Origin of the sequence: Sorangium sp. So ce131, assembly GCF_051519095.1 — a bacterium.
Classification (GTDB): domain Bacteria; phylum Myxococcota_A; class Polyangia; order Polyangiales; family Polyangiaceae; genus Sorangium.
In genome coordinates, this window is record NZ_CP150455.1 from 5,673,478 (window position 1) to 5,696,147 (window position 22,670).

Genomic DNA, 22,670 nt, shown 5'->3' on the forward strand with positions numbered 1-22,670 from the left:
CCTTCCATCACTCCCCCAACCGATAAACCCTCACATACTCAAACCTCGCAGGCCACGTCGTCCCCTCCGGAGCCCCCATCGCCACAACCCCGATCCGCCCCTCCCCCCCAATCTCATGCGTCCACGTCCCCCCTCTCACCCACGCCCGCCCATCCCGGCTAGAAAACGCCGTGTACCGCTCTTCTCCTCCCCCCGCCTGTCTGGCCACCCGCAGCCACACCGTCCTCCCCGCCGCCCCGAGCACCGTGCTCCCGTACCGCGGCTCCCCCTCTCCCGCGGCGCTCACCTCCTTCGCAAACTCGATCTGCCTCGTATCCCAGCTCGAGTAGCTCACGAGCTTCACGAAGCTGTCGTCATCCCCATAGATGACGATCCCCGCCTGGGCGAAGTTGAAGCAGCACCCCTCCGGCGGCACGTCGAGCGTGACCTTCGTCTCGACCATGTAGTCCCCGGCCGGCGCCTCCTCGATCAGCACCGAAGCGCTGTCGAGATCCTCGAAGAGATCCGCGCTCTGCGTGCTCCACCGCAGCGCGCCGCCGCTCAACCCGAACGTCCCCTCGGCCGGCTCGCGCACCCAGCTCCACCGGCCGTCCAGCGCCGCCCCGTCGAGCTCGTCCGAGTACGCCTCGAGCACCGCGCCCGGCACCTCGTCCGCCTGCAGCTCGACCGCGTGATGCCCCTCGTCCCCCTCGCGCGCCGCCGGCGCTGGCTGCGGCGCGTCCGACGCCCCCCGTCCGCCGCGCACCATCGGCCAGCCGTCCACCCAATCGAGCGGATCCATCAGCAGCTGCCGCTTCGTCACGAGGCCGCCGCCGGTCTGCGCGAGGTACGGATCGCCCCGATCGACGCCGTGGTACACCGCCCAGTCCTGGCCGGCGCGATCCGTGAACACCGCGATGTGCCCCGTCCCGACCCAGCGGTTCCCGCTCATGGCGAGCACCGGCGTGCCGCCGACGCTCGCCGCCAGCAGCGAGACCCCCTCGCGATCCACGAACGGCCCGAAGGGGCTCTTCGAGCGCCCGGCGAACACGGCGTACCCCGAGAGCGGCCCGTTGCAGCACGTCGCCGCCGAGCCGAAGAGGACGTAGTGCTCGCCGCGCCGGACGACGTACGCGGCCTCGTAGCGGTTCGGGATGCTGACCTCGCGCTGGCTCAGCGGATCGGCGGTCAGCCCGTCCTCCGAGAGCTCGCGAACCGAGAGTCCCCCGTAATAGCTGCCGTAATAGATGTAGCGCTTTCCGCGCTCGTCCACGACGACGCCAGGATCATTCACCCACCGCCGGGATCCCGCGCAGCACGGCGCCGGGTGCGGCTCCACCGCCGGCGACGCCTCCTGCACCCACGGTCCGGTGGGGCTGTCGCTCGTCGCCACGCCGATGGCGCTGCCGCCCCCGATCACCTCGGTCACCGTGTAATACAGGTGGTACTTGTCGCCGAAGCGCTGGATCTCCGGCGACCTGATGTCCGCGGTCGCCTCCGCATAGGGAGGCAACACGTCGAGCGCGTCGCCGACATAGGTCCACGCGACGAGATCCTCCGATTGCAGGATGGGGAGCAGATGTTTGTTGAGCCCGCCGCCGGCGTCCCTGTCCTCGTCGTTCAGCGGACCCGAGCTGCAGAACAGAACCCATCGTCCGTCCACGGAGCTCTCGCCGCCGAGGATCGACGGCTCCGGGCAGCTCGCGACGACCCCGGCGCCACGGATACGCGCCGAGAGGGGGTTCGTGTAGGTGGCGAACGCCTCATGACCGCCGCCGCCCCCACCATCCCCGCCGTTCCCACCACCCCCGCTGCCGCCGTTACCTCCGGCCGCGGAACCCGTGGTCCCCGACGCCGTCGCGCCCTCCGCAGGGGCGGCGTCGTCCCCGCAGCTGCCCAGGAGCATCCCCAGCGAGAGCGCGATGGGCACCGCAGCGCAGAGCAAACCCCGGCGCCGAGACGAAATCAGGGATCGCACCATCGCTCCTCCTCCCGCCCGCGCAGCCGCCCGGCAGATGGGTCGTTGATGACAGCGGGCGTCGCGCGGCCTCTGCCCATCGAAGTAGGCATTGGCGCCATGCGCGCTGTCAAGGTGCTTGTCGCGCGCGGCCCCAGGCGCAAAACAGGCAGCGTGACACAATGCCACAGCGACAAGCCGCGTACGGACACACCCAACACACCACCATTCCTCCACGCGACATGCCCTGAATGGAAGCGATCGCGCGTTACGGGCTCAGCCGTGTCGTCGCCTTGAGCGAGCGCAGGTCGAGAGTCGAGCGCCGGCGTCGACGGCACTCCGCATCAGCGCTGCGCGCCACGCCTCGCTGCACGCGGGCTCTGCCGGCCTCGGCAGAGCCCGCCTCGATACCGTGGATCGTGAAGCAAGTGAATGAAGAAGAGGCCGACGCGCCGCGGCGCGCGGGGCTCCGGGATCAGCCGGTCACGTTCTGCCAGTCGACCTGGGTCGGGCCGAGGAGGGAGCGGCCGCTCGTCGCGATCACCTCCTTGTACCAGGAGAACGAGTCCTTCGGGATGCGCCGCTGGGTCGCGTAATCGACGTAGACGAGCCCGAAGCGCTCCCTGTAGCCCTCGGCCCACTCGAAGTTGTCGAGGAGCGACCAGGCCCAGTACCCGAGCACCGGGACGCCCTCCTTGACCGCCCGCGCGAGGCCGAGAAGGTAACGGTGCATGAAGTCGATGCGCTGCGGATCGTGCACCTTGCCGTCGAGGAATACCTGGTCCCTCGTGCACGTGCCGTTCTCGGTGATGCCCATGGGCAGCTTGTAGCGCTCCCAGAAGAAACGGGTGCCCCAGTACAGGGTGCTCGGGACGACCTGCAGCCAGTCGAGCGTGCCGCGCGGGTAGCCGGGCGGGGAGGTGAGGCGCTCGGGCCTCCCGTCCTTGCCCTGACGCCACGTGCCCGCCGAGTACATGTTCAGGCCGAGGTAGTCGAGCGGGCGCTTGATCTCGTCGAAGTCCTTGGCGGGGAACTCGGGCATGTCCGCGCCGAAGAGCTTGAGGCCGCTCTCGGGATACCGCCCCTCGAGCACCGGGCTGATCCACCAGGCGTTGTTCCACGGGTGCCGCTCGTACACCGAGAAGATCGCCTCCCGCGCCGCCTCGATGTCCGCCGGGTCCTCCGTCGCCGGGCGCTGCACCTGCGTCGCGAGCACGTACGCCACCTTCGCGTCCTTCACCGCGGCGCGCAGCGCGTCCACCTGCTTGCCGTGGGCCCGCATCTGGTTGTGCGCGGCGGTCAGGTACTGCGGGTAAGGGAGCTTGAGCCCGGGGGCGAAGTTGCCGTCGAGCAGCGCGTTGCCGATGAACGCCTGCGGCTCGTTCTGCGTCACCCACCAGCGCACGCGGTCGCCGAGACGCTTCGCGACGACGGTCGTGTAGTCCGCGAACCACTCGGCGACGTCGCGCTCGAGGAACCCGCCTCGGTCCTGGAGCGCCTGCGGGAAGTCCCAGTGGAACAGCGTGCACATCGGCGAGATGCCGAGCCGGAGGAGCTCGTCGACGAGCCGGTCGTAGAAGTCGAGGCCCTTCGGGTTGACCTTGCCCGTGCCCTCCGGGATGACCCGCGGCCACGAGACGCTGAAGCGGTAGCTCTTGACCCCGAGCTCCGAGAGGAGCCCGAGATCCTCCTTGTAGCGGTGGTAGTGATCGCAGGCGACGTCGCCGGTGTGGCCCTCGAAGACCTTCCCGGGCTTCTTCGAGAAGACGTCCCACACCGAGGGGCCGCGGCCGTCCTCGCTGGCGGCGCCCTCGATCTGGTAGGCCGCGGTGGCCGCGCCCCACTGGAAGTCCGGAGGGAACGGCGCGGCGGCCGCGGCGCCGGGGGACGCGCTGGCCGACGCCGCCGGCGGTGGCGCGGCGGCGGAGGGGCCGCCGGAGAGGTCGTTTCGGGGGAGCGACGCGGAAGGATCGTGTTCGGACATGGGGCGCATCATCCACGGCGCCCGGGGGACTTCAACGGTCCTTTGGGCCCGCCGCGGCCCGCCGCGGCCCGCCGCGGCCCGCCGCGCCGACGCCGCGGCGCTTGACGGCCCGCCGCGCAGCGGCAACATGGGCGCATGCTCGCAATACGCCCGAAATCTGCCGGTGGACCCGAGGTGATGACGCTCGAAGAGCACCCCACGCCCGCGCCGGGGCCCGGCGAGGCCCTGGTCCGCGTCGAGGCCGCGGGGGTGAACTTCATCGACATCTACCAGCGGAGCGGCCAGTACAAGCTCGACCTGCCGATCCCGCTCGGGCTCGAGGGCGCGGGCCGCGTCGAGGCGGTCGGGCCGGGCGTCGCCGAGGTGAGGGAAGGGGACGTGGTCGCGTGGACCGGCATCCCCGGCTCGTACGCCACGCACGTGCGCACCCCGGTCGCGAAGCTCGTCCCCGTGCCCGAGGGCGTCAGCGCCAAGGTCGCCGCGGCCGCGATGCTCCAGGGCCTCACCGCGCAGTACCTCGTGCGCTCCACGTTCCCGCTCGGGCCCGGCCACACGTGCCTGATCCACGCGGCCGCGGGCGGCGTCGGCCTGCTCCTCTGCCAGATGGCGAAGCGGCTCGGCGCGCGCGTGCTCGGCACCGTGTCGACCGAGGAGAAGGCCCGCCTCGCCCGCGAGGCCGGCGCCGACGAGGTCATCCAGTACACGCAGGCCGACTTCGAGGCCGAGGCGCGGCGCCTCACGGGGGGCGCCGGCGTCCACGTCGTCTACGACGGCGTCGGCAAGGACACCTTCGAGAAGAGCCTCGGCGCGCTCCGCCTGCGCGGCACGCTGGTGCTCTTCGGCCAGGCCAGCGGCGCGGTGCCCGCGCTCGACCCGCAGATCCTGAGCCAGAAGGGCTCGCTCTACCTCACGCGGCCGAGCCTCATGCACTACACCGCGACCCGCGAGGAGCTGCTCGAGCGCTCCGCCGACGTGCTCGGCGCGATCGCCCGCGGCGAGCTCAACGTCTCCATCGGCGCCACCTACCCGCTCGCCGAGGCGGCCGAGGCGCACCGCGCGCTCAACGGCCGGCGGACGACGGGGAAGGTGCTGCTCCTCCCGTAGCGGCGCGCCGCGGCGGACTCGACCGCCGGCGGCGCGCGTCGCGCCGACTCCCACCCTGGCGGCGGCCCTCTCCAAGACTCGTCAAGAGCCGATTGCCGGCCCCGGCCGCCCGCTGCAAAATCACGTGCGTGATACGGACTCACCTGCACGCGTCGGGGCCGCTCCAGCGGGCTCAGCTGTTGACCCCGTCGGGGATCGCCGGTAAAGTCCCAAGTTCGAGGAAGGGGTATATCTTAGCCCGATATCCCACAGTGCGCAGGTTGTTGCTGACCTGGCTCAAGGTCGTCGCCTATTTCAGGGTGAACGCCTACGGCGGTGTCGCGCAGCTCCTGTGGTGGACGACGCTGCCGATGACCGCAGTGGAGCGCGGCCACTGGCGCGAGTGGATGCGCGCGTCCCTGATCCTCCACTGGAAGATGCTCCGCAGGCCCGAGCTCTGGCGCGTGCTCTTCGGGCTCGGGTGGGTGGAGCTGCTCGTCGCGCCGCTGATGCCGCTCGTGGCGCTCATCGACGTCGCGCGCGTGCTCTACAAGCGGCGCGCCGGGCTCCAGAGCCTCCGCGTGCGCCCCCGCGACACGTTCTCCTACCCCGAGTACTACCTGCACGACTTCCACCATCAGCCGAACGGCGGGCTCTCGCTGCGGTCGGCGCTCGCCTACGACTGGCAGGTCCGGTTCCTCTTCGCCGGCACCGAGCGGCTGATGCGCCAGGCGGTCATCGACGCGCTGCCCCGCGGCGACTCCCTGGAGGTCCTCGACCTCGGGTGCGGGACGGCCGCGTGGCTCACGCAGGCCCGGGCGCTCGGGCGCAACCACCGGTACACCGGCGTGGATCTATCCCCAGAGTACCTCCGCGTCGCGCGGGTCTGCCGGCGCGGGGGCACCTTCCTCCAGGCCAACGCGGAGGAGCTCCCCGCCGCGTGGGAGGGGCGCTTCGACGTCGTCGTGTCCATCTGGCTGTTACACGAGCTCCCGAGCGCCGCGATTCACCGCATCATCCGGGAGGCGGCGCGCGTGCTGCGGCCGGGGGGCAGGTTCATCTTCCTCGACGCGAAGCAGCGGGTCGATCACGCGGCGTACGATCCGCGCATCCCGGCCAACTTCATGGATTATTTCGCGGAGCCCTACTTCGCCGGGTGGGTGGAGCTCGACCTCGAGGCCGCGCTGCGCGACGCGGGGCTGTCGCTGGAGCGGCGCAAGGGCGTCCACCACTCCGTCTTGCTGACCGGCCGGAAGGCCTCGGCGGGGTAGGCGGGCCGCCCCGAAGGCGCAGCGGGGGACGCGCGATCGCCCGCCGCGGCGTCAGCGCAGCGGGCGCCGCGCGCCGCCGCGTCAACGGAGGTGCCAGTCGAGACGCGGCTCGGCGTCCGTGCGGAAGGACATCGACGCACCCGGGGAAACACGGGAGTCGCGCTGCGGAGACTCCTTACGTGTTCTTCGGGTGAGGTCCGCTAAGGCGGCCTGAGCCGCAGGCGGATTCGACAAAATCGCCCGGCGAACGTCAAAGGCACAATAACGTCTCCTCGTCTGCGCCATACACGGATGGCAGCGAGGCAAAGCTCGTCAGAGCCCTTCTCGTGGCCTCCGATCCTTCACTGCCCGAGGGCCCTCGCGCCTCGGGCGCAGATCATCATTCGTTATCCGGGGCGGCCTCCGCGCGACGGCCGCCGAGCGAAAGGGGAAAGACCGATGCATACACGTCGATTCGAGTCGATGCGTGGGGTGAGCCGGCCGCTGGCGCTCGCGGCGGCGGCGGCGACGCTCGTCGCCTGCGCGGCGGACGCGGAGAGCCCGGAGGAGCTCACGGACGCGGCGCAGCAGGGCCTCTCGGCCTGCTCGTACACGGTCACGACGAACTCCTACCAGGGCGCCCCGGCCTACTGGGGCACCATCACCTTCACGAACACCCGCGCGAGCGCCATGAAGAGCCCCCAGATCTCCTTCGAGGTGCCGAGCGGGGTGGCCTGCGACAGCGACAGGCCCGGCTGGGCGCGCTCCCAGAGCGGCACGAGGTGCACCTTCTCGAGCACGTCAGGCCTGACCATCGCCCCGAACACCTCGTATACGTTCGAGTACTCCACGAGCTCGATCAGCGCGTTCACGGCCGCGAACCTCCAGATCAGCGACCCGGTCTGCGGCGGGCAGACGGCTCTCCAGAAGAAGGCCACGGAGGCCCTGACCAGCGTCTGGGAGAACGACACCCCCGTCATCGACTACGCCTTCTCGGCGAACATCAACGACGGCCGCGGGTACACGAGCGGGCGCGCGGGCTTCTGCACCGGGACGGGCGACGCGATCCTGGTCGTGCAGTGTTACAATGGCCTCCGGAGCGCCGCGAACGGCAACCTGATGGCCAAGTACATGCCCGGGCTCACCACGATCAACAACCGCTTTCAGCAGACGGGCCAGCCCCAGGCGTCCACCGCCGAGCTCGACGCGATCGGCAGCTGGACGAGCGACTGGGCCGCGAGTTACAACAGCACGACCACCCGGGCCGACTTCAAGCTCTGCCAGGATCAGGTGAACGACAGCCTCTATTATGGGCCGGCGATGGACGAGGCCACGACGTGGGGGCTCATCCGCCCGCTCTCGCGGGCCGCGCTGTACGACACGTTCATCAACCAGGGGGAGAGCGGCGCCCGCAGCATCATCGCGAGCACCAACACGGCGCTCGGGAACACGGCGCAGACGGCGCCGGCGATCGGGGTGAACGGCATCACCGAGGACGCCTGGCTGCAGAAGTTCCTCGAGAAGCGCCGCGACGTCATCGCCGCCAACGCGGGCTTCCTCCAGGGCATCGATCGGGTGGCGGCCTACGAGAAGCAGCGCAGGAGGGGCAACTGGTATCTGGGCACCGCGTTCAGCAACGATGTCCGCGCCCAGGACTGCTGGGTCAAGAGCCCGCCTTATCCGAGCAGCGGATACACGGTGCGCACGATCAACCCGGACGGGACGTGGAGCACGCCGAGCTCGTTCACGTACTCGTGCAACTGACGGGGGGCGCGGGGCGCGCCGCGGCCCCGGGCGCGGTCCGGGGTCGAGGAGCGGCGCGGGCTACGCCTCGGCGGAGGGCTTGCCGGCCTCGCGTGCCTCCGCCGGCGACGCCGCCGGCAGGACCGGGGTAGCCCCGGCGCCCATCCACGCGAGCGCCCTCCGCGCCCGGTCCTTCGCGTCGCCCTCGATGACGTCCCCGTGGGCGACGACGACGCGCTCGAAGTCCCACGCGAGCACGTCGGCGACGCTGCGCGCGGCCGCGGCGCGGTCCCGCACGAGCACGCGCCACACGTGGTCCTGCGCGGTCTTCTTGTAAGCGCCGCCGAGCCACAGGAAGACCTTCAGGGCGAAGCCGCGCACCTCGTGCACGTTGAAGAGAAGATCCGTCACGATGAGCGTCCGCGAGCGCGCGTGCAGGAACACGTGCTCCGTGATGTAAGGGACGCCCTCGACGAGGCGCACGCCGAGATCGTCGCCGATCTCCGGCGCCACGCCGGACCGAGGCAGCGGCGTAAAGGGCAGGCCCGAGAGCTTCTTCTCGAGCCCGGGCGCCCCGAGCACGCTCGCGCGCGGCCAGCGTTCGGTCGCGGCCTTCAAGAAGAGGTGGTGGAGGCAGCTCGGGGCGACGAGGGCGCGCACCTCGCCGAGGGCGTCGATCTCCCGGGCGGCGGCGTCGTCGAACGCGAGCGGTGAGTGGATGACGAGCCCGCCGTCGGCCCGCCTCACGACGGTCGTTCGCGACGGCAGACGCCCGAAGGGCATCTTGATGTTCCCCCCGTACGCCCACACGTCCTCGGCGATCGCTCGGAGCATGCGCCCATACAACGCGCCCCCGGCCATCGCGTCAAGGCCTCGTCGAGCCGGTGGTCAAGCCCGGCGCTCGCCTGCGCCGCCTCGCGCTGGAGGGGCTCGCCTCACGCCAGCGTCGCGCGGTACAGGACGCGCCGCTGATCGCCGTAGTCGTGAATGGCGCGGTGCTGCACGAGGCGGTTGTCCCAGATCGCGAGCGAGCCCGGCCTCCAGCTGAACCGCGCGTGCAGCACCGGATCCGAGAGAACGCCGGAGAGCAGCCGCAGCAGGCTCTCGCTGGTCGTGCGGCTGACGCCTTTGATATAGGTCGTGTGCAGCTCGGTGACGAAGATGTACTTCTGGCCGGTCTCGGGGTGCGTCTTGATGACCGGCACGTCGATCGGCGGGTACTTGGCGCGCAGCTCGTCCAGGCGCTCGTCCCGCCCCGGCGAGCGGGCGTGCCCGCTCGCGTCGACGAAGTTCACCGCGGTGAGCGTCTCCAGGTAAGCGGCGAGCAACGGATCGAGCGACGCATACGCGCCCGTGGAGCTGGTCCACACCGTGTCGCCGCCGAGCGGCGGCAGCTCGACCGCGTAGAGCGCCGTGGCCTTCGGCGGGTCAGGTCGCCAGGTCACGTCGGCGTGCCACGCCTCGTTGGCCAGGACCCTCTTGCCGCCGCCGGACTCGATGATCTCGACGCCCGAGTGCTCCTCCACCGACGGGATGTACGGGTTGTGCCGCAGCGGCTCGCCGAACAGGCCTGCGACCTCGAGGAAACGCCGCGGGTTCAAGCGCTGATCACGGAAGAACAGGACACCACGCTCCCGCAGCGCCTGGCGCAGGCGCGCGGCGGTCGCCGTGTCGATATCGCGGCTCAGATCGAGGCCCGTTACGGTGGCGCCGAGGATGGGCGTGTGAGGGCGCACCTCGACGGACTGGACGGCCGGAGCGCGCTCCGACGTGAGGACGAGGGACATCGATGCCTCCGAATCGGCGACACGATCTCAGACCACGCGAGCCCGCGCCGCCGGCGCTGCTCACGCGCGACAGGCCAGCCGCGAGCCGGCCGCGCCGCCACTGGTTGAGTCGATGAGAGTTCGTCTGCAGAGAGCACGGGACGTGCCATGATGAAAATCGCCTACGGCAGGCGTTTTTGCCGCCACCGCGGGGCGGAGCTGCTGCCTGAGCAGCAGCGGCCCAGCAGCGCAGCTGGCCTGGGCGCAGCACGGATATCGAGAGACCGGCCGCCCGGGTGAGCGCCGGTCATCGGCTCACGGACCACGGGAGAGGAGGCGCTGTCGCCGCGCGCTGAGCCGCACGCCGAAAAGGACATCTCGCCGGACACGTGGTCTTGCCAGGTCGAAGAGAAGAGAGTAATCCTCCACGGCATGCGGCCGCGCAGCAGCTCCTCCTGGAGCGCTCCGTCGCCACGCCGCATGAGGGCACACCGCATGAGAACGAGACGCTCGGAGCGGCCGCGCTCGCGGCCTGGAGGTCCAGTGTGGCCGCGCGGATGCTGAAGCTGGGCGCGTTCATGCGCCCCGTCAGCATTCACACGGGCGCCTGGCGTTATCCGGGGGCTTACCCGGACGCGAACTTCAATTTCTCGCACCTGAAGCGCTTCGCGCAGCGCCTGGAGCAGGCTCGCTTCGACGCGTTCTTCATGGCCGATCACCTGGCCGTGCTGAACATGCCGCTCAGCGCGCTGGTGCGCAGCCACACGGTCACGTCCTTCGAGCCGTTCACGCTGCTCTCCGCGCTGGCCGGCGCCACCGAGCACATCGGCCTGGTGGCGACCGCGTCGACCACGTTCGATCAGCCGTTCCACGTGGCCCGGCGCTTCGCGTCGCTCGATCACCTGAGCGGCGGGCGCGCCGGCTGGAACATCGTCACCACCGCGAACCCGGACGCGGCGCTGAACTTCGGGCTCACCGAGCACGTGGAGCACGACGAGCGCTACCGGCGCGCGCGCGAGTTCTATGACGTGGTCACGGGGCTCTGGGACAGCTTCGCCGACGACGCGTTCGTGCGCGACGTCGAGGCCGGGATCTACTTCGACGCGGAGCGCCTCCACGTCCTGGACCACCGGGGCAAGTACTACTCGGTGCGCGGGCCCCTGAACATCGCGCGCCCGGTCCAGGGCTGGCCGGTGATCGTGCAGGCGGGCGCCTCGGAAGCAGGCCGGCAGCTCGCGGCCGAGACCGCCGAGGTGGTGTTCGCGGCGCAATCCACGCTGGAGGGCGGGCGCCGCTTCTACGCCGACGTCAAGGGCAGGCTGGAGCGCCTGGGGCGCGATCCCGAATCGCTCAAGATCTTGCCGGGCGCGCTGGTCGTGGTGGGAGACACCGTCGAGGAGGCGCAGGAGAAGCGCGCGCGGCTCGACAGCCTGGTGCACTTCGACAGCAGCATCGCGTCGCTCTCGATCGCGCTCGGCTGCGACGCCTCGCGCTTCGATCCGGACGCGCCGCTCCCGGAGATCCCGCCCACGAACGCCGGGCAGACCGGGCGCGAGCGCGCCATCGAGCTGGCGCGGCGGGAAGGGTTGACCGTGCGGCAGCTCGCCCAGCGCCTCGGCGGCTTCGCGGGGCTCGCGTTCGTCGGTACGCCCGCGAGCATCGCGGACCAGATGGAAGAGTGGCTGGTCCAGCGCGGCAGCGACGGCTTCAACATCATGTTCCCCTACCTGCCGGGCGGCCTCGACGACTTCGTCGATCGCGTCATCCCCGAGCTCCAGCGCCGAGGCCTGTTCCGGCGTGAGTACGAGGGGCGAACGCTGCGCGAGAACCTGGGGCTCGCGCGGCCCGCCAACCGATTCTTCCCACCCGCCGCGGCGCGCTGAGCGCTGCGGGCGCACATCCGTCCATCCCCCAACGTCGAGCACGAGGAACCGATGTCACGAGCAACAGTCACCTTGAAGACCCGAGACGGTCAAACCGAGGCCTCCGTCTTCCGCCCCGACTCCGGCGAGGGTCCCTGGCCCGCGGTGCTGGTGTACCAGGATGGCCGCGGCATCCGGCCCGCGCTCTTCGAGCTGGGGGAGCGCATCGCGCAGGGCGGCTATCTCGTCCTGCTGCCGGATCTGTTCTACCGCGCCGGCCCTTACGAGGCGCCGGACGCCGAGGCCTTCAGCCGGGATCCGGAGCTTCGCAAGCAGTGGCAGCAGAAGTACATCTCCACGGCCAACAAGGCCAACGTGCGCTCCGACACGGAAGCGTTCCTCGCCTTCCTGGCGGCTGAGCCGGACGTCCGGTCGTTGGCGATTGGCACCACGGGGTACTGCATGGGAGGCGGGTTATCGCTGTCCGCCGCCGGCCATTTCCCCGATCGTGTGATCGCGGCGGCGTCTTACCACGGCGGCAACCTGGCCACCGACGATCAGGACAGCCCGCACCGCCTGGCGCCGCGCATCCGGGCGCGGGTATACGTCGCGGGGGCCGTCGAGGACGCGTCGTTCCCTGACCAGCAGAAGCAGCGCCTCATCGAGGCCTTCCAGCAGGCCGGTGTGCAGCACACGGTCGAGACGTACGAGGGCGCGAAGCATGGCTGGGTCCCCTCGGATTCGGCGGTGTACAACCGGGATGCGTCCGAGCGCCACTACCGGACGTTGCTCGCGCTGTTCGACGCGACGCTCAAGTCGGCGCCCCCGAAGAACTGAAGAGGAGGAGGACCATGACGGATCTACCCACCCGCCTGCTCGGACGCACGGGCGTCCGCGTCACCACGCTGGGATTCGGCGCCATGGAGCTGCGGGGCGCCCCGCGCGGCCCGGAGCTCTCGGACGAGGAGGCGGAGCGCATCCTGAACGGCGTGCTGGACGCCGGGATCAACTTCATCGACACGTCGATCGATTACGGTCGCAGCGAGGAGCGGATCGGGCGTTTCATCGCACACCGCCGGGGCGAGTACTTCCTGGCTTCGAAGTGCGGCTGCGTCGTCGGCGGGGCCCAGGGCGAGCACGTGCACACGGCGCAGAACATCCGGCACGGCGTGGAGAACAGCCTGCGCCTGCTGAAGACGGACCACCTCGACCTGGTGCAGTTCCACCGGAGCCTCACCCGGCGAGAGTTCGAGCAGGACGGCGCGCTGGAGGAGGCGCTGAAGCTCAAGAGCGAGGGCAAGGTCCGGTTCCTCGGCGTCTCGGGCACCCTGCCCAACCTGGTGGAGCAGATCGAGATGGGCGTCTTCGACGCCTTCCAGATCCCGTATTCCGCGCTGCAGCGCGAGCACGAGGACGTGATCAGCAAGGCCGCCCAGGCGGGCGCGGGCACGATCATCCGCGGCGGCGTGGCGCGCGGCGCGCCCACGGACTGGCAGCGCACGAACTACATGCTCCCGGGCACCACCATGCAGGACCGCTGGGAGCGCGCCAGGCTCGACGAGCTGCTCGACGGCCTGAGCCGGATCGAGTTCACGCTGCGGTTCACGCTCTCGCACCCGGGCCTGAGCACGACGATCGTCGGGACCCGCAACCTCGATCACCTGCGCGACAACCTGCAGTTCGCGAGGAAGGGTCCGCTCCCGGCCGACGTGGTCGCCGAGGCGAAGCGGCGTTTGACCCAGGCGGGGTCGGTGCCGGAGCCCGTGCCCGCGGCGGGCGCTCGTCCGCTCGGCGCGGCGCAGGCTTCCGCGGGGAGCGCGCCCTGAGGATCCGCGCCGGGCAGCGACCTGCTCGGCGCGGCGTCTGCCGCAGGGCGGACGGGCGTGGCCGAGGCCGCTGGGATCGGGCTCGCTGCTGGCTGGCGGGTTGCCTGGTGGTGCTCGGCACCGGCTGCGCGGCGTCGGGCGCTGCGGTCGCCCCGGCGGGCCCAGGCTCGCGCGAAGGCGACGCGTGCGGCGAGGCGCCGTGCGGCGACGGCTTCACCTGCACCTACGAGCGCGCAGGCGATCGGGTCGTCGGGGTGTGCCGCGTCGAGACGGGACGTTGTCGCGACGACCGTGACTGCGGGTTCGTGAGGGCGTGCCAGCGCCTGGGCGAGGCGCTCGGCGTGTGTGTCGAGCGCGGTCTCTGAGGCGGCGCCTCGCTGGCCGAGGGGCCGGCCGGAGCATGGTCACGCGACGCGCGCCCGGCCATCTCGCCAAGGCATCTCCGCTCTCGGCTCGGGGCTGTTCCTCTTCACCCTTCCTTCCCGGCGACGCCCTGGGCGAGCAGCGCGAGACCCATCGTGGCGCGCCCGCGCGGGCTCTGCGGGTCGAGGTGGCCCGCGCGCATCGCCTCGTAACAGGACGCGAGCGACGGGGCGTCCGCCCACGTCGGCGCGGGGCGCACGCTCAGATCGTCGACGAGGCTCAGGATCGTCAGGCCGCAGACTAGCCCGGCGAGCCGGCGCAGCGCCCGGAAGCTCGCCCGCGAGCGCTCGTCGAGCGGCGCGCCGTCATGGCGCGCGACCAGATCGAGGGCTACGTCGTCGTCGAGGCGGAGGAAGAGCGCCAGCACCGCGAGGTCGTAGTAGGGGTGCCCGAGGCCCGTGACCTCCCAGTCCACGAGCCAGGCGCGCGCGCCGTCCCACAGGATGTTCACCGGGTTGAGATCGTTATGGCTCACGACCAGGCGGGGATCGCCCGCGAGCGTGGCGGCGATCGCCTCGAGCGTCGGCGCGAGCGACGCGGCCCAGGGAGGGAACCCCGGCCGGCTGCGGCCCGCCTCCCAGGCCGCGCGCGCGTACGGGAGCGGGTCGCGCTCGGCGACGTCCAACGGGTCGATCGCGTGCAGCGCGCGCAGGCGGTCCACGACGGACGCGAGCACCGGCCCGCGCAGCGCCGGATCCACGAGCGCCGCGCCCACGGGCGCGCCCAACACGCGCGCCGAGACCACGGCGCGCGCGGCCTCGTCCACGTGCACGACGGCGGGCGCGACGCCCGCGTCGGCGGCGCGGCGGAGGACGCGCAGCTGCTGCGCGAAGTAGCCCTCGTCGTTCTGGCGTCCCTGCACGCGCAGGACGTAGGCGCCGCGCGACGTCGTCACCGCGTAGACGCTCGCGCCGGAGAGCCCGAGCGTGATCGGCTCGAGGCGCTCGACGGCGCCGACGCGATCTTCGGGGAGGAGAGGGAGGAGCGCGGCAAGATCCGGGGCAGGCGCGGACATGCACCGTGTATATCAGCGCCCGCGCCGCGAGCGGAGACCCGAGCTCGGCTGGCCAGGCGCCGCCTCAGCGCGCCGCCAGCATCCACGCCGGCGCCCACCAGTAGCGGTGGAGCAGCCGGCGGTCGACGCGCGCGAAGCCCGCGTCCTGCAGCAGGGCCGCCCAGTCGTCGATGGGGTGCTCGAACGTGGTGCGGGCGGCGCTGCGGTCCACGTAGCCGAAGAGCACCGGCACCAAGAAGCCTTGCGCCACCGTGTCGAGATCGGCGCCGGCGTACTCGGCCAGCCCTTCGTGATAGCGCTCGAGCACGTGCCGCGCGGTGTCCGGCGACAGCGGCTCATCCATGCGGGGCGCGTCGAACTCGGCGACGAGCAGCCGATCGCAATGCGCGCGCGCCCATCGGAGCAGCGCCGGCCTCTCGGCCGGGGCGATCGCGTGCAGGCAGAAGGTCGCCTGCGCCACCGCCCAGCGCCGCGACGCCATGCCGGGCTCCGCGGCAAGCTCCTGGAGTCGCCCGCCGAAGGCCTCGAGCTCGACCCCTCGCGCCGAGAGCGCCGCGGCGCATCGCTCGAGCAGCGGCGCCGCCGGCTCGACCACGGTCACCCGCCGCACCGCCGGCGTCAGCGCGGGCAGCAGCGCCATCCCGTCGCCGGCGCCGATGTCGAGCAGATCGAACGGCGCCTCGGGGTACTGCGCGGCCAGCGCCGCGCTGGTCTCCCGGTAGAGCGGCACGTTGCCGCCCCCGCGGATGAAGGCGGCGAACCCCTCCGCGGACACGTACACGTTGCGCTTCCCCTCCCGGGCGACCCGCGCGAGGTGCGCCGCGGCCGCGCAGCACAGCAGATCTCCCGGCGAAGCATCCGCGGCGCGGGCGGCGAAGGCCGCGGCGTCCGCGTAGCGCTCGTCGGAGAACGCCAGCATCGCGAGGTAGCAAAGGTCCTCCGGCGACGGCGCGGCGATGGCGGCCGCCGCTTCGTCGAGCCCGGCGGCGCGGTAACGATCCCAGATCCTGTCCAGCATGGTCCTCCTTGTGCCTGCGTGCGGCGCGGCCCGTTCAGCGATCGAGCGGCGCAGAGGAGCGGCGCAGGCTGGTTCCAGATGCGGGGCCGCGCTAGGCTCGCCGCCATGGGTGATGCGGCCACGATGCAGAACATGAGCGCCGCGGACTACCTCGCGTGGGAGCGGAGCCAGCCCGAGAAGCACGAGTACCACCTCGGCGAGGTGTTCGCGATGGCCGGCGGCAGCCCTCGGCATAACTTCCTGTCGGGCGCCATGATCGCGGAGCTCCGTGCGGCCGTTCGCGGCAAGGGGTGCCACGTCCTGACGTCCGATCAGCGGATCTCGGCCGAGCAAGGGCAGCGCTACGTGTATGCGGACGCGGTCGTGGTGTGCGGCCCCCTGGAGATGGAACCTGGCGCGAGCGACGTCCTCACGAACCCGCGCGTCCTCGTTGAGGTGCTCTCGCAGAGCACCGAGCCCTACGACCGCGGCAAGAAGTGGGCGGAGTACCAGCGCATCGTCTCGTTGACCGACTACGTGCTCGTCGCGCAGGCGTCCGTGCGGATCGAGCACTATCGCCGCGAGGCGGACGGCTCCTGGCGCTACCGCGTGCTGGAGGCCGGCGACACGCTGACGCTGGCGAACGGCGCGGCCGTGTCGATCGATGCGGTGTACGAAGGAGCGTTCGAGCTCGCCGGCGACTGACGCGCACCGAGCTCCTGAGCTTCATTCGCCGGAGGCCATGTCCTCCCCAGCACGGTGGGACTGCGCAGCGAACGCTCAACGGATGTTGTCAAATGAACAAGAGAGCTGGATCACTCGAAGAGTCCTCAGGAGACGACGGCGAGGCGCGGCAGAAGCTCCGGACCAGCCGGCAGGTGTACGACCAGATCCGCTGGGACCCGCGGCTCGACCCGGCCGCGTTCGTCATCGGCTACGAGACCCGGGAGTCGGGGATCGAGGAGATCGGGCTCCCGAGCTTCGACCCGGAGGGCGACATCCCCTGGCATCGAATCCAGTACATCCGCCAGGGCACGACGACCGTCTGGGACCGCCGCCTGCGCGTGGACCTGCTCGAAGGCAAGCGCAACGCGCCCGCGCCGTCGGCGCCATGCGGGCTCGACGCCCGGCCCGTCCACCGCAGCGCCCTCGCGCTGATCCCGCCCCGGGAAGTGTGGGCGCCGATCGAGGCCATTCGCCAGGCGCACGACAGGCACGTGGAGCGATGGATGCCGCACATCAACCTGCTTTACGGGTTCTTGCCGGAGGCCGCCTTCGCCGAGGCCAGGGGCGCCATCGCCGCGGCGCTGCGCGACGTCGCGCCCTTCGAGGTGACCCTTGACGACGTGCGGCGCTTCCAGCACCGCGCCAGCGCCACGGTGTGGCTCCACCCGCGCTCCGAGCCGCCCGGCGCGCTTGAGGCCCTGCAGGCCAGGCTGGAAGCCCTCTTCCCGCAGTGCAAGGAGCAGAGCACGGTCTCCGCCGACGGCTTCACCCCGCACCTGTCCATCGCGCAGCTCCGCGGCGAGGACGGCGAGGCGCTCGTGGCCGAATGGCGGCGCATCCTGCCGATCACCTTCCAGGCCCGCGCGATCCACCTCCTCAGCCGCCGCGGCGACGAGGCGTTCGCGATCCGCCACGTCATCCCGCTCGGCGAGCCGCCCCTCGCCGCGCGCTAAACACTCCGGTTCCCCACGACCGCCCTGTTCAGGGGAATCGTCCAGGGCCGCGCCAGGATCGATGGTTCGTGTAGCCCCGGGCGACGCGCGCGGCGCGGGGACGACGAGCGAGCTCACGATGGCCGGCGGCGAGATCGTAGGGGACTCGGGGGCGCTCGCGGCGAGCGGCGAAGCGCGGTAGCGCCGCGCGCCCCCGTTCGTTGACCGGATCACCTCCCGCCGGTAGGCTGCCGCCGCAGAGGTGCACCGATCATGGCCGAACGTCCCGTCCTTCCCCCCGAGAAGGTGTCGGAAACCGTCAAATCGCAGGTCGCCCAGTTCCACCGCGCCGTCGTCGACGAGGTCGCGGCGGCGGTGAGCCGCGACCGCGTGGTCGTCGTGGGAATGGCCCAGAATCCCCACGTGAAGAAGGCGCGGGCGCTGCTCGACCAGGAGGGCGTGAAGTACACCTACCTCGAGTACGGGAGCTATTTCGCCAAGTGGAAAGAGCGGCTCGCCATCAAGCTCTGGGCCGGCTTCCCCACGTTCCCCATGGTATTCCTCGACGGGATCCTCGAGGGCGGCCACGCCGAGCTGGTCAGGCTGCGCGAGCAAGGCAAGCTCAAGGCCGCATCCTGAGCTGAAGGGCAGGGGAGGCGCGCGCGTTGATGTGAAGCGCGTGAAGCACGCGGAGCGCGTGAAGCACGCGGAGCGCGAGCGCCCAGCCCGCCTCGGCGGCAGCGCCGCGATGGCCCGCGCTGCGCCCTCGCAAATCGCTGAGGCCGGCCCGCGCTTCCGTGATATGCGGGAAAGCGCGGCGCGCTCCTCGCGGCCGTCGCGGCGCTGAGGCATGGCAGCACGGAGGCACCTCGTGGCATCGCTCAGGCCCGATGTCGGGCTCGATGAAGGACGGCGGGACGACGCGCGGAGCGAGGCGGCTCCCCCCTGGCCCGGCGCGGCGCTCGGCGGCGCGGGCGGGCGAGCGCGGGCGACGTGCTGGTCGAAAGGCGGCGCGCCGTGAGCACCTACGCCATCAAGCGGCTGTTCTCGATCATCCCGACGCTCTTCCTCGTCGCCACCCTGGTGTTCATCCTGGTGCGCATCGTCCCGGGCGGCCCATTCGACCAGGAGCGCGCCGTCCCCGCCGAGGTCCAGCGCCAGCTCGACGCGAAGTACCACCTGAACGATCCGGTGCTCAAGCAATACGGCGACTGGCTCTTTGCGCTCGTCACGAAGGGCGATCTCGGCCCGACGTTCAAGTACCCGAACCGCACGGTCAACGAGATCATCGCGCTCAGCCTCCCGGTCTCGATGCAGCTCGGCGTCTGCGCGATGCTCTTCGCCCTCGCGATGGGCATCCCGCTCGGCGTCATCGGCGCGATCCGCCAGAACACCTGGAAGGACACGGCGGCCATGGCGGTCGCGATGGTCGGCCTCAGCGTGCCGCGCTACGTGCTCGCGCCGCTGCTCATGCTCGTCTTCTCGCTCAAGCTCTACTGGTTCCCCGTGGCCCGGTGGGAGACGTGGCGGCACATGGTGCTGCCCGTCATCTGCGCCGGGCTACCCGTGGCGGCCTACATCGCCCGGCTGACGCGGGGCGGGATGCTCGAGGTGATCCGCTCCGACTTCATCCGCACCGCGCGGGCCAAGGGGCTCTCCGAGCGCAAGGTCATCCTGAAACACGCGCTCCGGGGCGGGCTGCTCCCGGTCGTGAGCTTCCTCGGCCCCGGCTTCAGCGGGCTGCTCGTCGGCTCCCTCGTCGTCGAGAAGATCTTCAACATCCCCGGCATGGGCCGCTACTTCGTCGAGGCGGCCACGAACCGCGACTACAACCTCGTGATGGGGGTCATGCTCGTCTACGGCTTCCTGCTCATGCTCTTCAACGCGATCGTCGACGTCGCGTACGCGTTCATCGACCCGCGCGTGGAGCTCCGCTGACATGCCGCCCGCCGCGTCGCCGCCGCCCGCGCCGCCCGCGCCGCACGCCACCGACCCCGCCGAGCCCGGCCCCATGCCGGCGGACGCCGGCGCCCTGCCCGCCGTCCCCGGCGGCGCGGCCCCGCGCCCCGCCCCGCTGCGCCTCGACGCGCTCGAGCAGGGGTCGAGCCTCGGGCGCGACGCCTGGCGCAGGCTCCGCAAGAACCGGGCGGCCGTCGTCTGCGGCGTGGTGCTGCTCGCCATGATCCTCGGCTGCATCCTCGTGCCCGAGCTCTCGAGCTACCGGTACGACAAGGCCGATCTCAAGCTCGGCGCCCAGCCGCCGTCGCTCGACCACTGGATGGGCACCGACTACTTCGGCCGCGACCTCATGGCCCGCGTCTTCTTCGGCGGGCGCATCTCGTTCGCCGTCGGCATCATCGCCACGCTCGTGAGCTTCGTCATCGGCGTGAGCTGGGGCGGTATCGCCGGCTATTTCGGCGGCAAGATCGACGCGATCATGATGCGGATCGTGGACGTGCTCTACACGTTCCCGTTCCTCATCCTGGTCATCTTGCTCATGGTCTTCTTCGCGAACGACCAGACCGTCCTCTACCGCGCCTGGAAGGCCGTGCTCGGCGTCTTCGTCGAGAACCCGGCCGACCCGAGTTATTTCCCCATCTTCCAGATCGTCGTCGTCTTCGCGGCGCTCGGCGGCATCTCCTGGCTCACGATGGCCCGCATCGTCCGCGGCCAGGTCATCGCGCTGCGCGGCCAGCCGTTCATCGAGTCGGCGCGCTCGATCGGCGTCGGCCACGCCGCGCTGATCTTCCGGCACCTCGTGCCGAACGCGGTCGGCCCGATCATCGTGTACACGACGCTCACCATCCCCGAGGTCATGATGACCGAGGCGTTCCTGAGCTTCCTCGGCCTCGGCACGCAGGAGCCGCTCTCGAGCTGGGGACTGCTCGCGTCGACGGGCGCCGACGCGATGGACCTCTTCCCCTGGCAGCTCATTTTTCCCGCGCTCATGCTCGCGCTCACGCTGATCTGCTTCAACTTCCTCGGCGACGGGCTCCGCGACGCCCTCGATCCTCGCATCCGAAAGGACTGAAGGGCGGCGCGCCGGGTCGACCGGCGCGCACGCCCCAACGAACCATGCTGATCGAGGTCAAGAACCTGAAGACGCACTTCTTCACCGAGGAAGGGGTGGTCCGCGCCGTCGACGGCATCTCCTTCGGCGTCGATCGCGGCGAGGTCCTCGGGATCGTCGGCGAGTCCGGCTCGGGCAAGAGCGTGACGAGCCTGTCGATCCTCCGGCTCATCCCCGATCCGCCCGGCCGGATCGTCGGCGGCCAGATCCTGCTCGAGTCAGAGCGGGGCATCCCCGAGGACCTCGTGGAGGCGAGCGAGGCGCGGATGGAGCGCATCCGCGGCGACCGGATCGCGATGATCTTCCAGGACCCGATGACGTCGCTGAACCCCTACCTTCGGGTGAGCGAGCAGCTCATCGAGGTGCTGGAGCTCCACCGCGGCATGGGCCGGGCGGAGGCCCGCCGGCGCAGCGTCGAGATCCTGCAGGCGGTGGGCATCCCCGCGGCGGCGTCACGGATCGACGACTACCCGCACCAGCTGTCGGGCGGGATGCGGCAGCGCGTGATGATCGCGATGGCGCTGCTCTGCGACCCGGATCTGCTCATCGCGGACGAGCCGACGACGGCGCTCGACGTGACGATCCAGGCGCAGATCCTGGACCTCATCCGCGAGCGCAAGGAGGCGCTCGGCGCGGCCGTGATCCTCATCACGCACGACCTCGGCGTGGTCGCCAAGATGGCCGACCGCGTCGCGGTCATGTACGCCGGCCGCATCGTCGAGGAGGGCCCCGTGCGCGAGATCTTCCACGCGCCGAAGCACCCGTACACGATCGGGCTGTCGCGCTCGATCCCGCGGCTCGACGACGCGCGCGGCGTGGACCTCGTCCCCATCCCCGGGATGCCGCCCTCGCTCGCGCGCCTGCCGCCGGGCTGCCCGTTCCACCCGCGCTGCGCGCACGCCGTCGCCGTGTGCCGGGAGGAGCTGCCCGCGCCCCGCGTCGTCTCGGGCGACGGCAACAAAAAGGCGCTGCACGTCGTGCGGTGCCATGTCGAGGACGTCGCCTGACGGGCCCCCTCATGACCAGCAACGCCGCCCCCTCCACGCCCGACGCCCCGCTGCTCGCGGTGCGCGACCTCAAGATCCACTTCCCCGTGCGGCGCGGCCTGCTCCAGCGGCAGGTCGGCACGGTGCGCGCGGTCGACGGCGTCTCCTTCGAGGTCGCCCGCGGCGCCACCCTGGGCCTCGTCGGCGAGTCCGGCTGCGGCAAGTCGACGACGGGGCGGGGAATCCTCCGCCTGGTCCCGCCCACGTCCGGGAGCGTGACGATCGACGGCCGGGAGATCCTGACCCTCGACGCGCGCGCGCTGCGCAAGGCCCGCGGCGAGATGCAGATGATCTTCCAGGACCCGTACGCGAGCCTCAACCCGCGCATGACGATCCTCGACCTCATCGCCGAGCCCCTCTGGACGCACGAGCGCGTGTCCTCGCGGGACGAGGCGCTCCGCGAGGTCGCGGGCCTGATGGAGATGGTCGGCCTCTCGCCCTCGTACATGCGCCGTTACCCGCACGAGTTCTCGGGCGGCCAGCGGCAGCGGATCGGCATCGCCCGCGCGATCGCCCTCCGGCCGAAGCTCGTCATCGCCGACGAGCCGGTGAGCGCGCTCGACGTGAGCATCCAGGCGCAGATCGTCAACCTGCTCGCCTCGCTCCAGCGCGAGCTCTCGCTCACCTACGTGTTCGTGGCGCACGACCTCGCGGTGGTGCGCCACCTGTCAAGCGAGATCGCAGTAATGTACCTCGGGCGGATCGTCGAGCGTGCCCGCCCTGATGTACTCTTCCGTTCGCCACAGCATCCCTACACGCAGGCGCTGCTCTCGGCGATCCCGATCCCGGATCCGGACGTGGAGCGAAAACGGCAACGTTTACCGCTGGTTGGCGAGGTGCCGAGTCCGCTGAACCCGCCGTCCGGGTGCCATTTCCACACGCGCTGTCCTTATGTGATGGAGCGGTGCAGCACCGAGGTGCCGCCGCTTGTGCAGCGCAGTCCTGGCCACTGGGCGGCCTGTCACCTCACCGAGCTTCCCACAGCCCCTGCACGTCCGTAGGTGTTCTCGG

At 71.2% G+C, this 22,670-nt stretch carries 20 protein-coding genes; 14 read left to right on the plus strand and 6 right to left on the minus strand.

Annotated elements, in window-relative coordinates:
• Positions 1–7: 7 nt before the first annotated feature.
• Positions 8–1,960, minus strand: coding sequence for a family 43 glycosylhydrolase (locus WMF43_RS20505; protein ID WP_437682535.1), 1,953 nt, complete (start codon positions 1,958–1,960; stop codon positions 8–10).
• Between the two features lie 451 nt (positions 1,961–2,411).
• Positions 2,412–3,920 (minus strand): GH1 family beta-glucosidase, encoded by a 1,509-nt coding sequence (locus WMF43_RS20510; protein ID WP_437682536.1) that lies wholly within the window; start codon positions 3,918–3,920, stop codon positions 2,412–2,414.
• Positions 3,921–4,055: 135 nt separating this feature from the next.
• On the opposite strand from WMF43_RS20510, the gene WMF43_RS20515 reads away from it, so the two are divergent.
• From WMF43_RS20515 to WMF43_RS20525, 3 genes are all read left to right on the plus strand, one after another.
• Entirely contained in the window at positions 4,056–5,024 is a 969-nt protein-coding gene (locus tag WMF43_RS20515) for a quinone oxidoreductase family protein (RefSeq protein ID WP_437682537.1), read from the plus strand.
• A 260-nt stretch (positions 5,025–5,284) separates the two neighbouring features.
• Entirely contained in the window at positions 5,285–6,274 is a 990-nt protein-coding gene (locus WMF43_RS20520; RefSeq protein WP_437682539.1) for a class I SAM-dependent methyltransferase, read from the plus strand.
• A 438-nt stretch (positions 6,275–6,712) separates the two neighbouring features.
• Positions 6,713–8,017: a chitosanase gene (locus WMF43_RS20525; RefSeq protein WP_437682541.1), complete on the plus strand. Its 1,305-nt coding sequence runs from the start codon at positions 6,713–6,715 to the stop codon at positions 8,015–8,017.
• Positions 8,018–8,077: 60 nt separating this feature from the next.
• On the opposite strand, the gene WMF43_RS20530 is transcribed toward WMF43_RS20525, so the two are convergent.
• A complete protein-coding gene (locus WMF43_RS20530) occupies positions 8,078–8,830 on the minus strand; it encodes a DUF4336 domain-containing protein (RefSeq protein WP_437682543.1) in 753 nt (250 codons plus the stop codon).
• A 101-nt stretch (positions 8,831–8,931) separates the two neighbouring features.
• Entirely contained in the window at positions 8,932–9,783 is an 852-nt protein-coding gene (locus tag WMF43_RS20535; RefSeq protein WP_437682544.1) for a TauD/TfdA dioxygenase family protein, read from the minus strand.
• 536 nt (positions 9,784–10,319) lie between these two features.
• Here WMF43_RS20535 and WMF43_RS20540 point away from each other — a divergent pair.
• From WMF43_RS20540 to WMF43_RS20555, 4 genes are all read left to right on the plus strand, one after another.
• Positions 10,320–11,645, plus strand: a complete 1,326-nt coding sequence (locus tag WMF43_RS20540) for an LLM class flavin-dependent oxidoreductase (RefSeq protein ID WP_437682545.1) — start codon at positions 10,320–10,322, stop codon at positions 11,643–11,645.
• A 72-nt stretch (positions 11,646–11,717) separates the two neighbouring features.
• Positions 11,718–12,461 (plus strand): dienelactone hydrolase family protein, encoded by a 744-nt coding sequence (locus tag WMF43_RS20545; protein ID WP_437682547.1) that lies wholly within the window; start codon positions 11,718–11,720, stop codon positions 12,459–12,461.
• 14 nt (positions 12,462–12,475) lie between these two features.
• On the plus strand, positions 12,476–13,450 hold the full coding sequence (locus WMF43_RS20550) for an aldo/keto reductase (RefSeq protein ID WP_437682549.1): 975 nt from the start codon (positions 12,476–12,478) through the stop codon (positions 13,448–13,450).
• Positions 13,451–13,557: 107 nt separating this feature from the next.
• Positions 13,558–13,815 carry a hypothetical protein gene (locus WMF43_RS20555; RefSeq protein WP_437682551.1) on the plus strand — a complete coding sequence of 86 codons (258 nt, stop codon included), beginning with the start codon at positions 13,558–13,560 and terminating at the stop codon, positions 13,813–13,815.
• 104 nt (positions 13,816–13,919) lie between these two features.
• Here the strand turns inward: WMF43_RS20555 and WMF43_RS20560 are convergent, their stop codons facing one another.
• Positions 13,920–14,888: a phosphotransferase gene (locus tag WMF43_RS20560; RefSeq protein ID WP_437682552.1), complete on the minus strand. Its 969-nt coding sequence runs from the start codon at positions 14,886–14,888 to the stop codon at positions 13,920–13,922.
• Positions 14,889–14,952: 64 nt separating this feature from the next.
• Positions 14,953–15,906 carry a class I SAM-dependent methyltransferase gene (locus tag WMF43_RS20565; protein ID WP_437682554.1) on the minus strand — a complete coding sequence of 318 codons (954 nt, stop codon included), beginning with the start codon at positions 15,904–15,906 and terminating at the stop codon, positions 14,953–14,955.
• A gap of 105 nt (positions 15,907–16,011) precedes the next feature.
• Here WMF43_RS20565 and WMF43_RS20570 point away from each other — a divergent pair, with 105 nt between their 5' ends.
• The 7 genes from WMF43_RS20570 to WMF43_RS20600 all read left to right on the plus strand — a co-directional run bounded on the left by WMF43_RS20570 (position 16,012) and on the right by WMF43_RS20600 (position 22,660).
• Entirely contained in the window at positions 16,012–16,590 is a 579-nt protein-coding gene (locus tag WMF43_RS20570) for a Uma2 family endonuclease (RefSeq protein ID WP_437682556.1), read from the plus strand.
• 92 nt (positions 16,591–16,682) lie between these two features.
• The gene (locus tag WMF43_RS20575; RefSeq protein WP_437682558.1) at positions 16,683–17,564 is read left to right on the plus strand and encodes an RNA repair domain-containing protein; all 882 of its coding nucleotides are present in this window, start codon (positions 16,683–16,685) and stop codon (positions 17,562–17,564) included.
• Positions 17,565–17,816: 252 nt separating this feature from the next.
• Positions 17,817–18,182: a glutaredoxin gene (locus WMF43_RS20580; protein ID WP_437682560.1), complete on the plus strand. Its 366-nt coding sequence runs from the start codon at positions 17,817–17,819 to the stop codon at positions 18,180–18,182.
• Positions 18,183–18,560: 378 nt separating this feature from the next.
• Positions 18,561–19,481, plus strand: a complete 921-nt coding sequence (locus WMF43_RS20585; RefSeq protein ID WP_437682564.1) for an ABC transporter permease — start codon at positions 18,561–18,563, stop codon at positions 19,479–19,481.
• Between the two features lies 1 nt (position 19,482).
• Positions 19,483–20,574 carry an ABC transporter permease gene (locus WMF43_RS20590; protein WP_437682566.1) on the plus strand — a complete coding sequence of 364 codons (1,092 nt, stop codon included), beginning with the start codon at positions 19,483–19,485 and terminating at the stop codon, positions 20,572–20,574.
• A 44-nt stretch (positions 20,575–20,618) separates the two neighbouring features.
• Entirely contained in the window at positions 20,619–21,620 is a 1,002-nt protein-coding gene (locus WMF43_RS20595) for an ABC transporter ATP-binding protein (protein ID WP_437682567.1), read from the plus strand.
• Between the two features lie 11 nt (positions 21,621–21,631).
• Positions 21,632–22,660 (plus strand): ABC transporter ATP-binding protein, encoded by a 1,029-nt coding sequence (locus tag WMF43_RS20600; RefSeq protein WP_437682569.1) that lies wholly within the window; start codon positions 21,632–21,634, stop codon positions 22,658–22,660.
• The last annotated feature ends 10 nt before the right edge of the window (positions 22,661–22,670 follow it).